Origin of the sequence: Streptomyces sp. NPDC018947 (assembly GCF_044390505.1) — a bacterium.
Classification (GTDB): Bacteria; Actinomycetota; Actinomycetes; order Streptomycetales; family Streptomycetaceae; genus Streptomyces.
The window spans coordinates 53,589-69,295 of record NZ_JBIRZD010000023.1; the positions used below are offsets into that span (position 1 = coordinate 53,589).

The 15,707-nt window shown below is 74.0% G+C and carries 13 protein-coding genes; 3 read left to right on the forward strand and 10 right to left on the reverse strand.

Annotated elements, in window-relative coordinates; genetic code table 11:
• Positions 1–69: 69 nt before the first annotated feature.
• The 7 genes from ACH499_RS32310 to ACH499_RS32340 all read right to left on the reverse strand — a co-directional run bounded on the left by ACH499_RS32310 (position 70) and on the right by ACH499_RS32340 (position 7,770).
• Entirely contained in the window at positions 70–981 is a 912-nt protein-coding gene (locus tag ACH499_RS32310; protein WP_356204644.1) for a S1 family peptidase, read from the reverse strand.
• Between the two features lie 168 nt (positions 982–1,149).
• On the reverse strand, positions 1,150–1,974 hold the full coding sequence (locus tag ACH499_RS32315) for a DUF1684 domain-containing protein (RefSeq protein ID WP_399020364.1): 825 nt from the start codon (positions 1,972–1,974) through the stop codon (positions 1,150–1,152).
• On the reverse strand, positions 1,971–3,245 hold the full coding sequence (locus tag ACH499_RS32320; protein ID WP_399020366.1) for an NtaA/DmoA family FMN-dependent monooxygenase: 1,275 nt from the start codon (positions 3,243–3,245) through the stop codon (positions 1,971–1,973). The genes ACH499_RS32315 and ACH499_RS32320 overlap by 4 nt, the downstream gene beginning before the upstream one ends.
• Entirely contained in the window at positions 3,242–4,321 is a 1,080-nt protein-coding gene (locus tag ACH499_RS32325; RefSeq protein WP_356204635.1) for an LLM class flavin-dependent oxidoreductase, read from the reverse strand. Before ACH499_RS32325 ends, ACH499_RS32320 begins: the two co-directional genes overlap by 4 nt.
• A gap of 49 nt (positions 4,322–4,370) precedes the next feature.
• Entirely contained in the window at positions 4,371–5,132 is a 762-nt protein-coding gene (locus ACH499_RS32330) for an amino acid ABC transporter ATP-binding protein (protein ID WP_399020368.1), read from the reverse strand.
• Complete coding sequence (locus ACH499_RS32335; RefSeq protein WP_399020370.1) at positions 5,129–6,916, reverse strand: FAD/NAD(P)-binding protein; 1,788 nt, start codon at positions 6,914–6,916, stop codon at positions 5,129–5,131. The genes ACH499_RS32330 and ACH499_RS32335 overlap by 4 nt, the downstream gene beginning before the upstream one ends.
• Positions 6,913–7,770: an amino acid ABC transporter permease gene (locus ACH499_RS32340; protein ID WP_399020372.1), complete on the reverse strand. Its 858-nt coding sequence runs from the start codon at positions 7,768–7,770 to the stop codon at positions 6,913–6,915. The genes ACH499_RS32335 and ACH499_RS32340 overlap by 4 nt, the downstream gene beginning before the upstream one ends.
• Positions 7,771–8,253: 483 nt before the next feature.
• Here ACH499_RS32340 and ACH499_RS32345 point away from each other — a divergent pair, with 483 nt between their 5' ends.
• Entirely contained in the window at positions 8,254–9,222 is a 969-nt protein-coding gene (locus ACH499_RS32345) for an ABC transporter substrate-binding protein (RefSeq protein WP_399020374.1), read from the forward strand.
• A gap of 7 nt (positions 9,223–9,229) precedes the next feature.
• Here ACH499_RS32345 and ACH499_RS32350 read toward each other — a convergent pair whose 3' ends face one another.
• Entirely contained in the window at positions 9,230–10,405 is a 1,176-nt protein-coding gene (locus ACH499_RS32350; RefSeq protein WP_356204624.1) for a DUF5685 family protein, read from the reverse strand.
• Between the two features lie 290 nt (positions 10,406–10,695).
• Between ACH499_RS32350 and ACH499_RS32355 the strand changes: the two genes are divergently transcribed.
• Entirely contained in the window at positions 10,696–11,133 is a 438-nt protein-coding gene (locus tag ACH499_RS32355; RefSeq protein ID WP_356204621.1) for a cell division protein SepF, read from the forward strand.
• 39 nt (positions 11,134–11,172) lie between these two features.
• Here ACH499_RS32355 and ACH499_RS32360 read toward each other — a convergent pair whose 3' ends face one another.
• Complete coding sequence (locus tag ACH499_RS32360; RefSeq protein ID WP_399020377.1) at positions 11,173–12,363, reverse strand: acyl-CoA dehydrogenase family protein; 1,191 nt, start codon at positions 12,361–12,363, stop codon at positions 11,173–11,175.
• Positions 12,364–12,517: 154 nt separating this feature from the next.
• Positions 12,518–14,122, reverse strand: a complete 1,605-nt coding sequence (locus ACH499_RS32365) for an MFS transporter (RefSeq protein WP_399020379.1) — start codon at positions 14,120–14,122, stop codon at positions 12,518–12,520.
• A 260-nt stretch (positions 14,123–14,382) separates the two neighbouring features.
• On the opposite strand from ACH499_RS32365, the gene ACH499_RS32370 reads away from it, so the two are divergent.
• Complete coding sequence (locus tag ACH499_RS32370; protein ID WP_399020381.1) at positions 14,383–15,555, forward strand: mannosyltransferase family protein; 1,173 nt, start codon at positions 14,383–14,385, stop codon at positions 15,553–15,555.
• The last annotated feature ends 152 nt before the right edge of the window (positions 15,556–15,707 follow it).

Sequence of the window (15,707 nt, forward strand, 5' to 3'; positions counted from 1 at the left end):
CATGAGCGGGCCCCCGCACGCTGGTTGCGTGCGGGGGCCCGACGCGCTGCCGGATGCGCCGTGGGGGGATCAGTAGACGCTGACGCCGTAGGCGCTCAGGGCCTCCGTGACCGGCTGGAAGAACGTCGTACCGCCGGAGGAGCAGTTGCCGCTGCCGCCGGAGGTCAGACCGTACGCGGTGCCGTTGCTGCCGTAGAGCGGGCCGCCGGAGTCGCCGGGCTCGGCGCAGACCGTGGTCTGGATCATGCCGTAGACGATGTCGCCGCCACCGTAGTTGACGGTGGCGTTCAGGGCGGTGACCCGGCCGCTGTGGGTGCCGGTGGTGGAGCCGTCGCGGATGACGGTGGTGCCCACGCTCGGGGTGGCCGCACGGGTGATGTCCACGCCGCCCGCCGTACCGGGCTTGCTGACGGACGTGTTGCTGTACCGCACGATGCCGTAGTCGTTGCCCGGGAAGCTGGACCCGGCCGTGGAGCCGAGGACCGTGGTGCGCCCGGAGTTCGAGTACCAGGTGCCGGCGCCGTCGGTGCAGTGGCCGGCGGTCAGGAAGTACTCGGCGCCGTTGCTGGCACGGACATTGAAGCCCAGGGAGCAGCGCCAGCTGCTCGCGTAGATGGCGTCACCGCCCTCGATGAGCTTGTTGAACTTGCCCGGGGTGCGCTTGATGGTGAGGGCACCGGCCTTGTCGCCGGCCTGGTTCTTGATCTTGGCGATCTCGGCCTGGGTGACCGTGCTGTCGACGGTGACGAGCACCCGGCCGGTCTTGCTGTCGATGGCCCAGGCGGTGCCCGGGACGTCGGCCTTGAGCACGGCACCGCTGGCGCTCTGGAGTTCCGCGCCGCTGAAGGTGGCGGGCGCGTTGTCCGACGCGTTCGCGCTGGGGATCGCGATCGCGGCCGCGGCCACGAGTCCGGCGGACACGGCGATCAGCCGGGTCCGTCTCGTGACGCCGTTGCGGGAGTTGGTGCGCTTGATCCTCACTTTTCGTTCCTCCACGGGGGAAGTAGGGGGCCCTTTCGTGGGGTCGGGCCCGTGAGGCGCAGCCGGGGGCACGGACGATCCGGGTTCCGGAATCGCCGTGCCCCTGACAAGCGCTGAGGTGGAGTATTCGGCCGAACGGCCGGTCGGCGCAAGAGTGCCTTTCGGACTTCACCCTTCGACCGGCCGTACCGGCAACCCCCGCGGGGGCCGGACCAGTTCGCGCTCACCCGCCTCGACGGCGGCGTCCAGCCTGTTCCCGGGCGGCGGGAAGGGGCAGACGAAGTGGTCGGCGAACGCGCACGGCGGCAGCAGCGCGCGGTTGAGGTCGACCGTCGTACGGCCCTCGGCGTCCGGCGCGGCCGGGTGCAGGAAACGGAAGCGGTAACTCGTGCTCCCGCTGGTGGCGTCGGCGAAGACGGCCCACAGCGAGCCGTCGCCCTCGACGCTCACCTGGAGCGTGTGCTCCCGCCCGTCCAGCGCGAAGGCCAGTTCCCCGGCCAGGCCCAGCCCGCGCTCCCGCCCGTCGGCGTTCGGCACCCGCACACTGCGCGGTCCGGAGCCGTACGGCGTGAACCGCCCCGGCACCGACCAGCGCGGGTCGTACGGCGTCGCCGCGATGCCGCGGAACGCGTGCCGCGTCCCGGCGGCCGGGTCGAAGTCGCGCACGCCCCAGGCGCCCTCGCGGACCAGCACGACCAGACGCCGTTCGCCGAGCGCCACCCGGGCGGCGTCCACCGGTCCCGGGTCGGCCGTGAGCCGTGCCTCGCCGTCGAGGGGCCGGCCGTCCACCGTCAGCCCGTCCGCACCGGTGGCGCCGAGCACCACGGCGTCGCCGTCCGCCGTCCAGGTCCCCGGGATGCCCGGAAGCCGCCCGTCCGGGTGGTCCTCCAGCCAGTGGGTACCGGTCAGCGAAAGCGGTCCGTAGGGCGCGGAGAGCGTCGCCACGCGCTGTTCGTGCCAGCGCTTCCACTCGTCGGATGCGTCCGTCGTCATGGGATCGACCCTTCCATACCGGTGCGAGTCAGCCCGAGGTGGGAGCGCAGTGTCCCGCCCTCGTACTCCGTGCGGAACACGCCGCGTTCCTGGAGCAGCGGGACGACCCGGTCCACGAACGCGTCCAGTCCGTCCGGGGCGGGGGACGGTACGAGGACGAAGCCGTCGGCGGCGCCCCGGGCCACGTACGCGTCCAGCCGGGCGGCGACCGTCCCGGGGGTGCCGACGAAGGACGGCCCTGCGCTCGTCTCGATCACCAACTGCCGGATGGACAGCCCCTTCTCCTGCGCCAGGGCCCGCCACTTCCCGGCGGTCGCGATCCGGTCGGCGTGCGGGGTCCCTTCCCGGCCGGGCGGGCCGGGCACCGGGTCGGTGTCGGGCAGGGGGCCGTCGGGGTCGTACGCGGACAGGTCGGCGCCCCAGACCCGCTCCAGCGTCAGCAGCGCCGCCCGCGGGGAGACCTGCTGCCGCCGCAGCTCCCCCGCCCGTTCGCGCGCCTCGGCGTCGGTGTCCCCGAGGACGACGGTGACGCCGGGCAGGATCCTGAGGCCGTCCGGGCCGCGGCCGTGTCCCGCCAGGCGCCGTCGGACGTCGGCGCGCAGGGCGCGGGCCGCCTCCGGGGTGCGGTGCCGGGTGAGGAGCACGTCGGCCGAGGACGCGGCGAACTCCCGGCCCTCGGCCGAGTCGTCCGCGTGGATCACCACCGGGTGCCCCTGCGGGGGGCGCGGCAGGGTGAAGGCGCCTTCGATGTCGAAGTACCGCCCCTGGTGGGCGCGGGGACGGGCTGTGCCGTCCGGCGGCCAGGAGTCCCACAGGTGCCGCGCGGCGGCCACCGACTCGGCGGCGCGGGCGTATCTCTCGGAGCGCTCCCCGAGGACCACACGCCGGCGGCCGGTGAAGGCGTCGGCCGAGGTGTCCACGTGCCAGGCCGCCCGGCCGCCGCTGAGGTGGTCCAGCGTGGCGAGCCGGCGGGCGAGTTCGTAGGGCTCGTCGCCGGCCGTGGCGGCCAGGCCCAGGTGCCCGGTGACGGCGGCGAGCGCGTTCAGCACGGTCAGCGGCTCCGGGCACCCGGGCGTGTCCGGGTCGTGGGCGCCGTGCTCCCAGGGCAGCGGTTCCCCGGCGAGCAGGAGGAAGTCGAACAGGCCGCGTTCGGCGGTGCGGGCGAGGCGGGCCCGGGCGGCGAACTCGGCCGGCCGGGGACCGGACCGGGCGGTGGTGGGGTCGCCGCCGGGTGAGCGGACGGCGAGGTGCATCCTCTTCCGGCCGGTCATGAGGCTCCTCCCGCGACGGCGTACCGGCTGGCGGGCCGCCTCAGGCCCAGGTGGTCCCGGAGCGTGCTGCCCGGGTAGAAGGTGCGGAACAGGCCCCGGTGCTGGAGCAGCGGGACGGTGCCGTTGACGAGCCGTTCCAGGTCGCGGCGCGGTTCGGCCGGCGTGAGGTGGAAGCCGTCGACGGTGCCCTCCCGGTGCCAGACGGCGATGAGTTCGGCCAGGTCGACGGGGCCGCCGCGGTACAGCGGGCCGCGCGGGGTGGGCCGGGGTCCGCCCCCGCCGTGGCCGGGGTGGGCCGCGTACTCCCCGCCCCCGAGGTCGATGTCGAGGGCGGCGAGGACGCGCAGGGCGTCGGGGTCACGCCCGTGGGCGGCGGCCGAGGCGCGCAGCTCGGCCCGCGCGGCGGCGGCCCGTGCCGGGTGCGCGGTGCGGACGAGGGCCACGTCGGCGTGGAGCGCCGCGACCGCGCGGGCGGGTTTCCCGGTGGCGTCGACGACGCGTACGGGGTGGCCCTGCGGGGGCCGGGGGCCGGAGGAGGGGCCCCGGACACGGAAGCGGGAGCCGGTGAAGTCGACGGGGTGCGGCCTGCCCGGGTCCACGAAGCGCCCGCAGGTCGCGTCCGGAATGTCGGCGCCGTCCTCCGGGCTGTCCCACAGCCGTGCCGCCACGTCGGCGACCTCGCCGGCCTCCCGCCACAACTCCTCGGCGGACGCGGTGTGGTGCCGGCCGAAGAGGCGGGCCTCGGCCTCCGTGGCGGACACCTCGATCCGCCACCCGGCGCGGCCGCGGCTGACCAGGTCGAGGGTGGCCACGGCGGCCTGGACGCGGAAGGGGTCGGTGTGGGTGGTGGTGACGGTGGGGACCAGGCCGACGCGGCGGGTGGCGGGGGCCACCCGGGCGAGCACGGCGAGCGCGTCGGGGCCGGGCCGGCCGAAGCCGTCGCCGAGGGTCACGAAGTCGAGCCCGCCGCGTTCGGCGAGCCGGGCCGCGTCCACGTAGGAGCCGGCGTCGTACGCCGACGGCTGGTCGAGGGCGGCGGCCAGGTGCAGCCGCCGCCGGCCGTTGGGTGGGGTCATGCGGGAGAGCCCTTTCCGGCGGTGGGCGGTGCGGGGGGCGGTGCGCAGCTCACAGGACCTTGGCGAGGAACGCCCGGGTGCGCGCGTGGCGCGGGCGGTCCAGTACGTCACCGGGCGGGCCCTGCTCGACGATGCGGCCGTCGTCCATGAACACCACGGTGTCGGCGACCTCGCGGGCGAAGCCGATCTCGTGCGTGACGACGATCATGGTGGTGCCCTGCCGGGCCAGGTCCCCGACGACCTCCAGGACCTCGCCGACCAGTTCGGGGTCGAGCGCGGACGTCGGTTCGTCGAACAGGATCAGCTTCGGCTCCAGGGCCAGCGCCCGCGCGATCGCCACCCGCTGCTGCTGCCCGCCCGACAGGTGCCGGGGGTAGGCGTCCGCCTTGTCGGCGAGACCCACCCGCTCCAGGAGCCGTCGGGCCGCCTCGGTGGCCTCGCGGCGCGGCCGCTTCAGCGCGGAGACCGGGGCCTCGGTGATGTTCTCCAGGACGGTCAGGTGCGGGAACAGGCGGAAGTTCTGGAAGACGAAGCCGATCCGGGTGCGCTGGGCGAGCACCTGCCGCTCGGGCAGCTCGCGCAGCAGGTCGCCGCTGCGCCGGTAGCCGATCAGGGCGCCGTCCACGCTGATCGTGCCCCGGTCGACCTTCTCCAGGTGGTTGACGGTGCGCAGCAGCGTGGACTTGCCGGAGCCGGAGGGCCCGAGGATCACCGTGACCTCGCCGGTGCGCACGGTGAGGTCGATGCCCTTGAGCACCTCCAGGGTGCCGAAGCTCTTGTGGACGGATCTGATGTCGACCATGACGCTCATCGCGTGGACTCCTCGAACAGGGGGTGGGCGTCCGCCGCGGGACCGGCGGGGGTGCGCAGGAAGGCGAGCGCGGCGCGTGCGGTGGCGTCGTTCTGCCGGAACGCGGCTCCGCCGGTGCGGGGCCGGGTGAAGGCTCCGGAGCCCCGCGCGTCGGTGTGCGGCCCGAGCGCGAACCGCCTCGGGTGCGGCCTGCCGGACCGGTCCAGCACCCGCCCGTCGTTCCGGTCCACGGCGAGCAGTCCGTCGGGGGTGGCGGCGGCTCCGTCGGCGTGCAGGGCGCGCAGCAGGGGGTCGCGGGTCCGCTCGACGGTGGGCTGCGGCAGCCGTGCCTCCACCAGCGCCCGCGCCTGCACGGCGGCGCCGGGCACGCTCGCGCCGGACGCCCGGAAGACGCCGTCCTCGGCGGTGACCTCCATGCCGGCGCCCAGGAAGCGCACGACGCCGGCCCGGTTCAGCGCGAGCAGTTGGCGCAGCCGGGGCGCGGGCGGGCCGGAGGCGAGGTGGCTGAAGAAGCCGTGCCACCAGCCGCCGACGTCGCCGAGCCGGACGAGTTGCCCGTAGACGGAGAGCAGGGCGAGGAAGACGGCGAGGTCGGGGCTGCGCTCCGGGTCCCGCCGGCGCCCGAGGTCGTCCTCGACGTACCGGCGCAGCCCCTCCTGGAGTTCGTCGGCCGAGGCGTACCGCACCCCGTCCAGCGGCCGGTCGAGCGCGGTGAGGTCGAGCCGGTCGGCGGGGCCGGGGACGGCGGCGGCGACGAGACCGGCGCGGGCGGCTGGGTCCGCTTCGGCGTAGCGGGCCTCGAAGTCGGCCCAGGTGCCCCTCACCCGCTCGGGGTGGGCGCTGAACAGCCGGTGGTAGTGGGCGTGTCCCAGCTCCTTCTCGACCAGCGGCCACACGTCCCGCCGGAAGTCGAAGCCGTCCGGCCGGGCGAGCAGCGCGTCGACCTCGGCGGGCCCGAGGAACCTCGGCAGCGGTGGCCGGGCGCCGGTCCAGTCGTAGCCGATCTTCGCGTGGTACGGCACCCCGCGCCGCGAGCCGACGTGGAGCACCGGCTCCCGCCCTGACGGCACGTAAACGTCGCCGTCGTGGCGTCCGCCCCTGCCCTCGGTCAGCAGCACCGCGAGGTCGATGAAGGCCAGCCCGAAGCCGCGTACGAGGACCGGTTCGCCCGGGCGCAGCGCGGACAGGTCGCTGTCGGCGGTGAAGTGGGGCGGCAGGTGGACCAGGCCGTGGTCGCGGGCGTACCGCGACAACTCCCGCTGCTCCGCGTCGGGTCGGGCGTCGAGGTGGCCGAGGGTGAGGACGACCAGGTCGGCGAGGAGCGGGCGGGTCCGGCCCTCCAGCCACACCCGCTGGCGTCCCTCGGGCGGGCCGTCGACCCGCACCGCGCGCCGGGCGTGGCGGTGGACGACGAAGCCGGGCGGCAGCGCGGCCACGGTCCTCTCGTACACCCAGCGCAGATAGGCGCCCTGGACCCGGCGGCCGGCGAAGACGCGTCCGTCGAGCCCCGCCCATTCGTGCAGGGTGGGGCCGGGCCGTACGGGGCCGGCCATCTGCACCGTCTCGTCGGTGAACATGGTGACGTCCTCGGCGTGCGAGTTCATCCACAGCAGCGGTGACTGCTCCTCGCGCCAGACGCGGCCCGCGCCCGGCGGGTGCGGGTCCACGAGGTGGATGTCGAGGCCCGGACCGTCGTACAGCTCGGGGGCGTTGGCGGCGATGCGCTCCAGCAGGCCGGTGCCGCGCGGTCCGGCCCCGACGATCACCAGCGCGGGCCGGATCATCGGGTGCGCTCCGAGCCGCGGGCGTAGTGCTTCTCGACGTAGTACTGGCCGACGCCGAGCACCGAGGTGACGACGGTGTACCAGACGGTGGCCACCATCAGCAGGGGGATGACCTGGTAGGTGCGGTGGTAGACGAGCTGGACGGAGTAGAGAAGGTCCTGCACGGCGATGACGCTGACGATGGAGGTGCCCTTGAGGGTGCCGATGAGCATGTTCCCGGCGGGCGGCACGATGGAGCGCATGGCCTGCGGGAGCACGATCCTGCGCCCGCGGCGCCACCGGCCGAGGCCGAGGGCCTGGGCGGCCTCGATCTGCCCGCGGTCCACGGAGAGGACTCCGCCGCGCACCACCTCGGCGGCGTACGCGGCCTCGTGCAGCGTCAGGCCGATGACGGCGACGGCGACCGGGCCGAGCAGGTCGACCGTCTGCACCCCGAAGACCCGCGGGTACAGGGCGCCGATGTTGAACCACAGCAGCAGTTGGACCAGGACCGGTATCGACCGGAACAGCCATACGTAACCCCAGCTCACCGCGCGCAGCACGGGGTTGGCGGAGAGGCGGAGGACGGCGAGCAGGGTGCCGAGCGCGAAGCCGAGGACCATCACGACGGCGGTCAGCCAGAGGGTGAGCCACAGGCCGCGCAGGACGGCGTCGGAGGTGAAGTAGGCCGCGACGACGTCCCACTGGAAGGCGTCGTTGCGCAGCACGGAGTTGACGGCCGGCACGAGCAGGGCGAGGACGGCGGCGGCCGCGGCCCACTGGCCCGGGCGGCGGTGCGGGACGATCCGCGGGAGGTCCGCCTCGTCCGGGGTCTCCGGTACGGCGGCGGGCTGGGCGAGGGTGTCGGAGGACATGCGAAGGCTCCGTGACATCGAGTCAGTCGGACACGGTGGGCGGTGCCTTCACACGGAACGCGCGCGTCGCGCGGGCTCGCGCCGAGCGGCGCGGATACGGCCGAGCCCCTCAGCAGGGCCGTCCGCCGAGAGTACGGGGTCGTTTCGGCGCGCTGTCAAGGCTGTCCACACTGTGGGCCCCGTGTCTCAAGTCGTTGACGTGGCACCGGATGCCTGTTCCACTTGGCCCATGCATCCGCAGCAGTGGCTGGTCACGCGCTCCCACATCGACTTCGGTCGAGTGTGGTCCTCGTCCTGTTGAGCCGACCTCCCCGCCTGCCCTGAACACCTGACCCCTCGGGGCATGTACGCGCCGCGCGCTCTTCGCCCGGCGCCTCCCACGCGTCTCGCCCACCCGCGATTCGCCCCGCTCTGCCCGCCTTCACACGGCACCCCTCCCCTCGCCCTGCCCTCGTGCCTTCGCCTCACCAGGAGACGCTCACCATGCGTACGCCCACGCGTGCCCGCAGAAGACTCCGTGCCGCCCGCAAACGGCTCCTCGCCCCCGTCGCCGCGATCGCCTCGGCGGCCCTGCTGCTCACCGCCTGCGGCTCCGGTGACCCGGCCGGTGACACCGTCGGCGCGGCGGCCGGATCCGACGCGGTCCCCACCACGGACGTCGTCTCCGGCGTCGCCGAGAACCCGGCCGCGGCACGGCTGCTGCCCGCCGGCACCGGGGAACTCACGCTCGCCGTCAGCGTCGGCGGCACCCCGCCCGGCACCACGTACCTGGCCGACGGCACGACGCTGACCGGCCAGGACCTCGACTTCGCGCACGCCGTCGGCAAGGCGCTCGGTGTCCGCCTGACGATCCGGCAGGCGTCCTTCGAGGCGATCCTGCCCGCCCTGGACAGCGGCAAGTACGACGTCGGCGCGGCCAACTTCGGGGTGACCGAGGAGCGCCGGAAGACCATCGACTTCGTCACCTACATCAACGACGGCCAAGGCTTCGCCGCCCGTGAGGACAGCGAGCTGTCCGAGGTCACCGATCTCACGCGGCTCTGCGGTCTGGACGTGGCGACCGGCGCCGGCACCACCTTCGAGGCCACGCTGCAGGAGAACGCGCACCGCTGCACGGACGCCGGGAAGAAGGCCTACCGGGTGCAGACCTACAGCGAGCCCGGCGCCCTGTGGTCCTCGCTCCAGCAGGGCCGCAGCGACGTCGTGATGTCCACGATCAACGGCCTGCGCTACGCCGTCGCCCACCAGCCGGGACTGAAGTTCCTCAACGAGTTCCGCCGCCTGGACGTGGGCTTCGCCCTCAAGAAGGGCTCGAAGCTGGCGCCGGCGCTCCGGGCCGCGGTGAACGGGCTGATCGCCGACGGGACGTACGACGCGATCCTGAAGAAGTGGGGGACGACGGAGTCGGCGATCGCCAGGTCCGAGATCTCGCCCCCCGAGCCGAAGGACTGAGGGCTTCTCAGCAGTCGCACCCGCAGTCGCAGCCGTCGCCGCAGCACCCGTCCTCGCCGCAGCAGTTGGTGCAGTTGCTGCAGCAGTCGCAGCAGTCGCAGCAGTCACCGCAGCTCTGGCACAGCCCTTCCCGGCGCTGCCTGCTCCAGGGATCCTCGAACGTGCCGCAGCACATCTGGCACGTGCAGGCCAGCCCCAGCCACACGGCGCACCCCGCGAGCAGCCCCCGCCGGTCGCGGCGCGGCGGCTCCGGGGGCATCGGCGCGCCGGGGCCGCCGGGGGCGCCGGGCGGGGCGTACGGGTGGCTGCCGTGCGCGCAGGACGGGGTGCCGAAGGCACGGTCGACGGAGGTGCCCAACTCGTGCACCAGCAGCCGGTGCACGAGCCGGCCGTCGGTGAACTCGGCCTCGCGCAGCGCCAGCCGTATCCCGTGCACGGCGTCGTCGGCGAGCCGGCGGGCCTCCTCACGGGGGGTGCCGGTGGCGGTGAGCGGGTTCCAGGCGCCCGCCGCGGCGTCGGCCTCCTGGTCCTCGACGGCGTCCAGGAGATGGGCGAGCCGCCCGAACAGGCGCCCCGCCTCGGCGAGCGGCGCGGCGTTGTGCGGCCGTCCGGCGAGGTGGGCGGTGTGCGCGAAGGCGGCGGCGGTCGCGGTCTCGGTCGGTTCGGTGACGGTGAGCAGCGGCGTACCGGGCCCGGCCAGCGCCTCGATGCCGGTCTGCCGGTCCACCGCGTCGACCAGGACGGCGGTGTCGAAGCCGACGGCACTGCCGCTGCGGGTCCCGGCCGCGTCCCAGCCCGCGGCGACCCGGCGGGCGGCGCGGGCCACCGGCCGGCGGGCCAGCAGACCGTCCCCGTCGGCGACGTGGTCGCGCACCTTCGCCGAGGCCAGCACCAGGGAGACGGCGGCCGCGAGCCGGGCGCCTTCGCCGTGGGCGACGGAGGCGGTGCGCATGCCGCGCAGCGGACACGGTCCGGCGGTGCGCCGTCCGGCACCGGCGCCGCCCCGTTCGGCCTGAGCCTCCGTCAAGACCGATATGAGAAGCCCGTCGTAGTTCGTCACGATGCGCGCGAACTGGCCGTGGTCCTTGCGCAACGCGAGGCACAGCCCGCACAGATGCGCCATCCACTGACTGGTGAGGCTCTCACCGAGCCGGTGCCTGCATGGCCTGACGATTCCGAACACGACATTCCCCCGTGGGTTCGTACGACGCTGAGCTGCGGCATCGTACCGAGCCCGCGTTCACCCGTACGCGCCCTTCCTCACCCGTCCGCCGAGATGAATCATATTTCACTCATAGTCAGCACCCGTTTGGGAAACGACCCTTGGGACACAAGGACTCTCGACGGATTCGCTGTGCACCAGTACCGTCACAAACCCCCCGCGCGGCGTCTGTCCACTTGGCGCGACGTCCGCATCATGGATGACCATAGGGATGCGGAAGGCACGAAAGACCGCTGTGAGAGGAGGCGTCCATGGGATCGGTACGCAAGGCGAGTGCGTGGCTCGGCCTCGTCGACGACAACGATGACGAGCGCTACTACGACGACGACTACTCCGAGGGCACCGAGCCCCAGGACGCCTGGGTCACGGACCCGCGGGTCAAGGTGGCGTCGGACGTCGCCGAGGAGAAGGGCCGCCGCATCGGCACGGTCACCCCGGACAGCTTCCGGGACGCGCGTGCCATCGGCGAGCTGTTCCGGGAGGGGGTCCCGGTGATCATGAACCTGACGGCGATGGAGGCCGGCGACGCCAAGCGCGTCGTCGACTTCGCGGCCGGGCTGATCTTCGGCCTGCGGGGCTCCATCGAGCGGGTGTCCACCCGGGTGTTCCTGCTGAGCCCGGCCGACACCCAGGTGATCAGCGGTGACTCCGCCGCCCACCGTTCGGACGGATTCTTCAACCAGAGCTGAGGCGGGGCCGCGCTCCACGGCCCCGCCACCGCCCGCGCCTCACCGGAAGGCGTCGAGTCCGGTGAGCGCCTTGCCCAGCACGAGCTGGTGCATCTCGACGGTGCCCTCGTAGGTGAGCACCGATTCCAGGTTCGTGGCGTGCCGCATCACCGGGTACTCCAGGGAGATCCCGTTGGCGCCGAGGATCGTGCGGGCCGTGCGGCAGATGTCGATGGCCTCGCGCACGTTGTTGAGCTTGCCGAAGCTGACCTGCTCGGGACGCAGGCGGCCGGCGTCCATGCGCCGCCCCAGGTGATGGGCGAGCAGGATCCCCTTGTGCAGTTCGACCGCCATGTCGGCGAGCTTGGCCTGGGTGAGCTGGAAGCCGCCGATGGGCCGCCCGAACTGTTCCCGCGTCCTCGCGTACTCCAGGGCCGACTCGAAGGAGCTGCGGGCCGCGCCCATCGCCCCCCAGACGATGCCGTACCGGGCGTGGCCGAGGCAGCTCAGCGGTCCGCGCAGGCCGGTGACCTCCGGCAGCACGGCGTCGGCGGGCAGCCGTACGTCGTCGAGGACCAGCTCACTGGTGACGCTGGCCCGCAGGGACCACTTGTGCTTGATCTCGGGGGCGGAGAAACCGGGGCTGTCGGTGGGCACGACGAAGCCGCGGATACCGTCCTCGGTCTGCGCCCACACGACGGCGACGCCGGCCACCGAGCCGTTGGTGATCCACATCTTGCGCCCGTTGAGCACCCAGTCGCCGCCGTCGCGCTTGGCGTGGGTGCGCATGTTCGCGGGGTCGGAGCCGTGGTCGGGCTCGGTCAGCCCGAAGCAGCCGATGACCTCGCCGGCGGCCATGCGGGGCAGCCAGGTCCGCTTCTGCTCCTCGCTGCCGAAGCGGTGGACGGCGTACATCGCCAGGGACCCCTGCACGGAGACCAGTGAGCGGATGCCGGAGTCGGCCGCCTCCAGCTCCAGGCAGGCGAGCCCGTACTGCACCGCGCTCGCGCCGGCGCAGCCGTACCCGTCGAGGGACATGCCCAGCGCGCCGATCCCGCCCAGCTCGCGGGCCAGCTCGCGGATACCGGGCAGTTCGCCCCTCTCGTACCACTCCGCGATGTGCGGCAGCACCCGGTCGGCGGCCCAGCCCCGCACGGTCTCCCGGATCGCGAGGTCCTCCGGCTCCAGCAGGTCGTCGATGCCGAGGGGATCGGCGGGGTCGAACGCGGGCAACTTGGGGGACGCGGCCATGGACACCCTCCGGGCTGTCAAAACTAGCGTTGCTAGTTACGGTTCTCGTCCCGACGTTACGATGCGCGGCTGCGCACGTCCACCATGCGACGCCGGCCCGGGCACCACCCGCCGCGCTCCCGACGCCGGACCGACCGTGCGCGGACGGGGACGGTCACACCGAGACGCGTGACTCCGCCGCTTCACGGGGCGCGGGCACCGCCACCGTCTCCGGCTCGCACTGCATCACCCGCGGCAACCGCAACGCCATCACCGCCCCCAGCAGCAGCAGTCCGGCGCTCACCACCAGCGTCACGTGCAGCCCGTGCACGAACGCGTCGGCGGCGGCACTGCGCAACGCACCCCCCGCGGGCCCCCCGAGCCGGCCCGCGACCTCGTACGCCTCCCCCAGCGAATGCCCCGCCGCGGCCGACGCCGACGCCGGCACCCCGGGCACACCCCCCGCCAGCCCGGGCGCGTACGCCGCGTTCATCACGCTGCCCAGCAGCGCTATGCCGATGCCGGCACCGAGCTGGTAGGACGTCTCGCCGATCGCCGCCGCCCCGCCGGACTGCTCCTGCGGCGCCTCGCTCAGCATCGACTCGTACGCGCCGAACAGCGTCGTCTCCAGCCCGAAGCCCAGCAGCACGAACCCGGTCAGCAGCAGCGGGCAGTTGTCGGCCCGGCCCATCGCCGTCAGCAGGACCACCGCCGCGGCGGTCAGGCAGAACCCGGCGCACACCATCCGCCGCGGCCCGAACCGCCGCAGCATCCGCGCCCCCGCGAGCCCGGCCGCCATCGCCGCGAAGGTCAGCGGCAGCAGCCGCAGCCCGGTCTCCAGCGGTGACAGCCCGAGCACCAGCTGCAGGTACTGCGCCGCGATCAGCTCCAGCCCGACCAGCGCCAGCATCGCCAGCACGATGCAGCCCACCGACGTGCTGAACGCCGGCCGCCGGAACATCCGCAGGTCCACGAGCGGATGCGTACGCCGGCGCTGCCGGCGCACGAAGGCGGTCAGCAGGGCAGCGCCCGCCACCAGGGGCACCACGGTGAACACGCTCGCGACCTGCTCGCCGCCGCCGAGCCGCTTCACGCCCAGGACCACGCCGAACAGCCCGGCCGCCGCCATCAGCGCGCCGACCACGTCCCAGGGGCCGGTGCCGTCGCCCTTCGACTCGGGCAGCAGCAGCCGCCCCACCGGCAGGCTGACCAGCATCAGCGGGATGTTGACGAGAAAGACCGAGCCCCACCAGAAGTGCTCCAGCAGGAAGCCGCCGAGCAGGGGCCCGACAGCCGCTCCCACCGCGGCCACGGCGCTCCAGATGCCGATGGCCAGGGCCCGCTCCCGGCGATCGGGGAAGACCTGCCGCAGGATCGACAGCGTCGCCGGCATGATCATGGCTCCGCCGACGCCGAGCAGCGCCCGGGCCAGGATCAGCACCTGGGCGCTCTCCGCGAGGGCGGCCAGCGCGGAGGCGACGCCGAACAGCGCGTAGCCGACGAGCAGTACCCGTCTGCGGCCCACCCGGTCGCCCAGCGTGCCGAACAGGATCAGCAGCGAGGCGCAGACCAGCGGGTAGACGTCGACGATCCAGAGCAGTTCGATCGCGCCGGGCTTCAGGTCCTCCGTGACGGCGGGGACCGCCACGTGCAGCACGGTGGCGTCGAGGGCGACGAGCAGCAGGCTGACGCAGAGGACGACGAGGACCACCCAGCGGTTGGCTCCGGCCCCGGCCGCCCGACGGCGCGGCGCGACGGCAGCCGTGGTCGTCCCGGACATGTGCGTACCTCCAAGATGTTCCCTCGCGTCCGGCGGGCTGCGCGGGGTGGGGACTCCCCTGCGTCTCGGCCGGTGGTGAGCGGTGGCTCCGGGGCCGTGCGACGGAGCGCGAGTGACTCGCCAGGTTACGCGAGAGCGCTCCCGGCACACGTGGTGGGCCTCACAGATCCCGCGTCCCGTGTGTGGCGTGCGCCACTGCGTCCCCGGCCCGCCCGCCCCGGCGGGCCGGGGGCTCGGGGGCCCGGCAGATAATCGAGCCCGTGACCGATCTTGAAACGCGCGCCGCGGGACGCGCCGGTGCGCTGCGCGGGGCCGCCCCGGCGCTGCTCGGCTACGCGGCCGTGCGCGCCCTGGGCCTGCTCGCCCTGGCCCTGTGGAGCGCCTCGCGCGACAAGAGCGCGTACACGCTGCTGACCGCCCGCTGGGACTCCCTCTGGTACGCCGGGGTCGCCGAGCTGGGGTACGGCTACGAGGTGCGCCTGCCCAACGGCGACGTGCACTCCAACCTGGCCTTCTTCCCGCTGCTGCCCTGGCTGGAGCGACTGGGCGCGGCGGTGACCCCGCTGTCGTACGCCGACGCCGGATTCGTCGTGAGCCTGCTCGCCTCGCTCGCCGCGGCCTGGGGGATCTTCGCGGTGGCGGACCACGTGTACGGCCGCCGGGCCGGGGTGTGCGCCGTCCTGCTGTGGGCCGTGCTGCCGGTCGGGATCGTGCAGTCGATGGCGTACAGCGAGTCACTGTTCACCGCGCTGGCGGCCTGGTCGCTGTACGCGGTGCTGACCGGGCGCTGGGTGACGGCGGGGGCGCTGGCCGCGCTGGCGGGGCTGACCCGGCCGGTGGGGCTCGCGGTGACGGCGGCGCTGTGGGCGGCGGCGGTCGCGGCGTACCTGGGCGACCGCGCCGGCGCCGGGACTCCGGAGCGCGCTCCCGGCGAGGGTGCGCGGCGCGTGCTCGGCACGGTCCTGGCCCCCCTCGGTGCCGCCGGGTACGTGCTGTGGGTCGGCCACCGCACCGGCGAGGGCCCCCTCGGCTACCTCGACGTCCAGGCCGGCTGGCGCAACGGCTTCGACGGCGGCCTGGCCTTCGCCCGGTTCGTCGCCGGGCGGCTCACGTCGTTCCCGTCGGCCCTGGCGGGCGTCGCGCTGATCGCCGGGGTGGCGCTGCTGCTGTGGCTGTACGTCGTCTGCGTACGGCAGCGCCAGCCGCTCCCGCTGCTGGTGTACGCGGGGGTCGTCACCGTCCTCGCCCTGTGCGCGTCGAGCTACTTCGGCTCGAAGCCCCGGCTGCTGATGCCCGCCTTCCCGCTGCTGCTGCCGCTCGCCACGGCCCTCGCCCGGCTGCGGACGTGCAGGTCGGCGCTGGTGGTCGCGGGGGTCGCCCTCGTCTCGGCGGGGTACGGCGCGTTCTGGCTGAACGGGTCCGGCCCGCCCTGACCGGCCCGGCCGCCCCGTGTGCGGCGGGAAAATTCCGTACCAGCATTCGGTTAACGAATTCATAAGCACGATAAAACCCCCGACCGGGCCGATCAAAGGAATTGAAGTCCGCAGGTCGGAGCCGTTTGAGGATTCCTCGGAAATAGTCACCC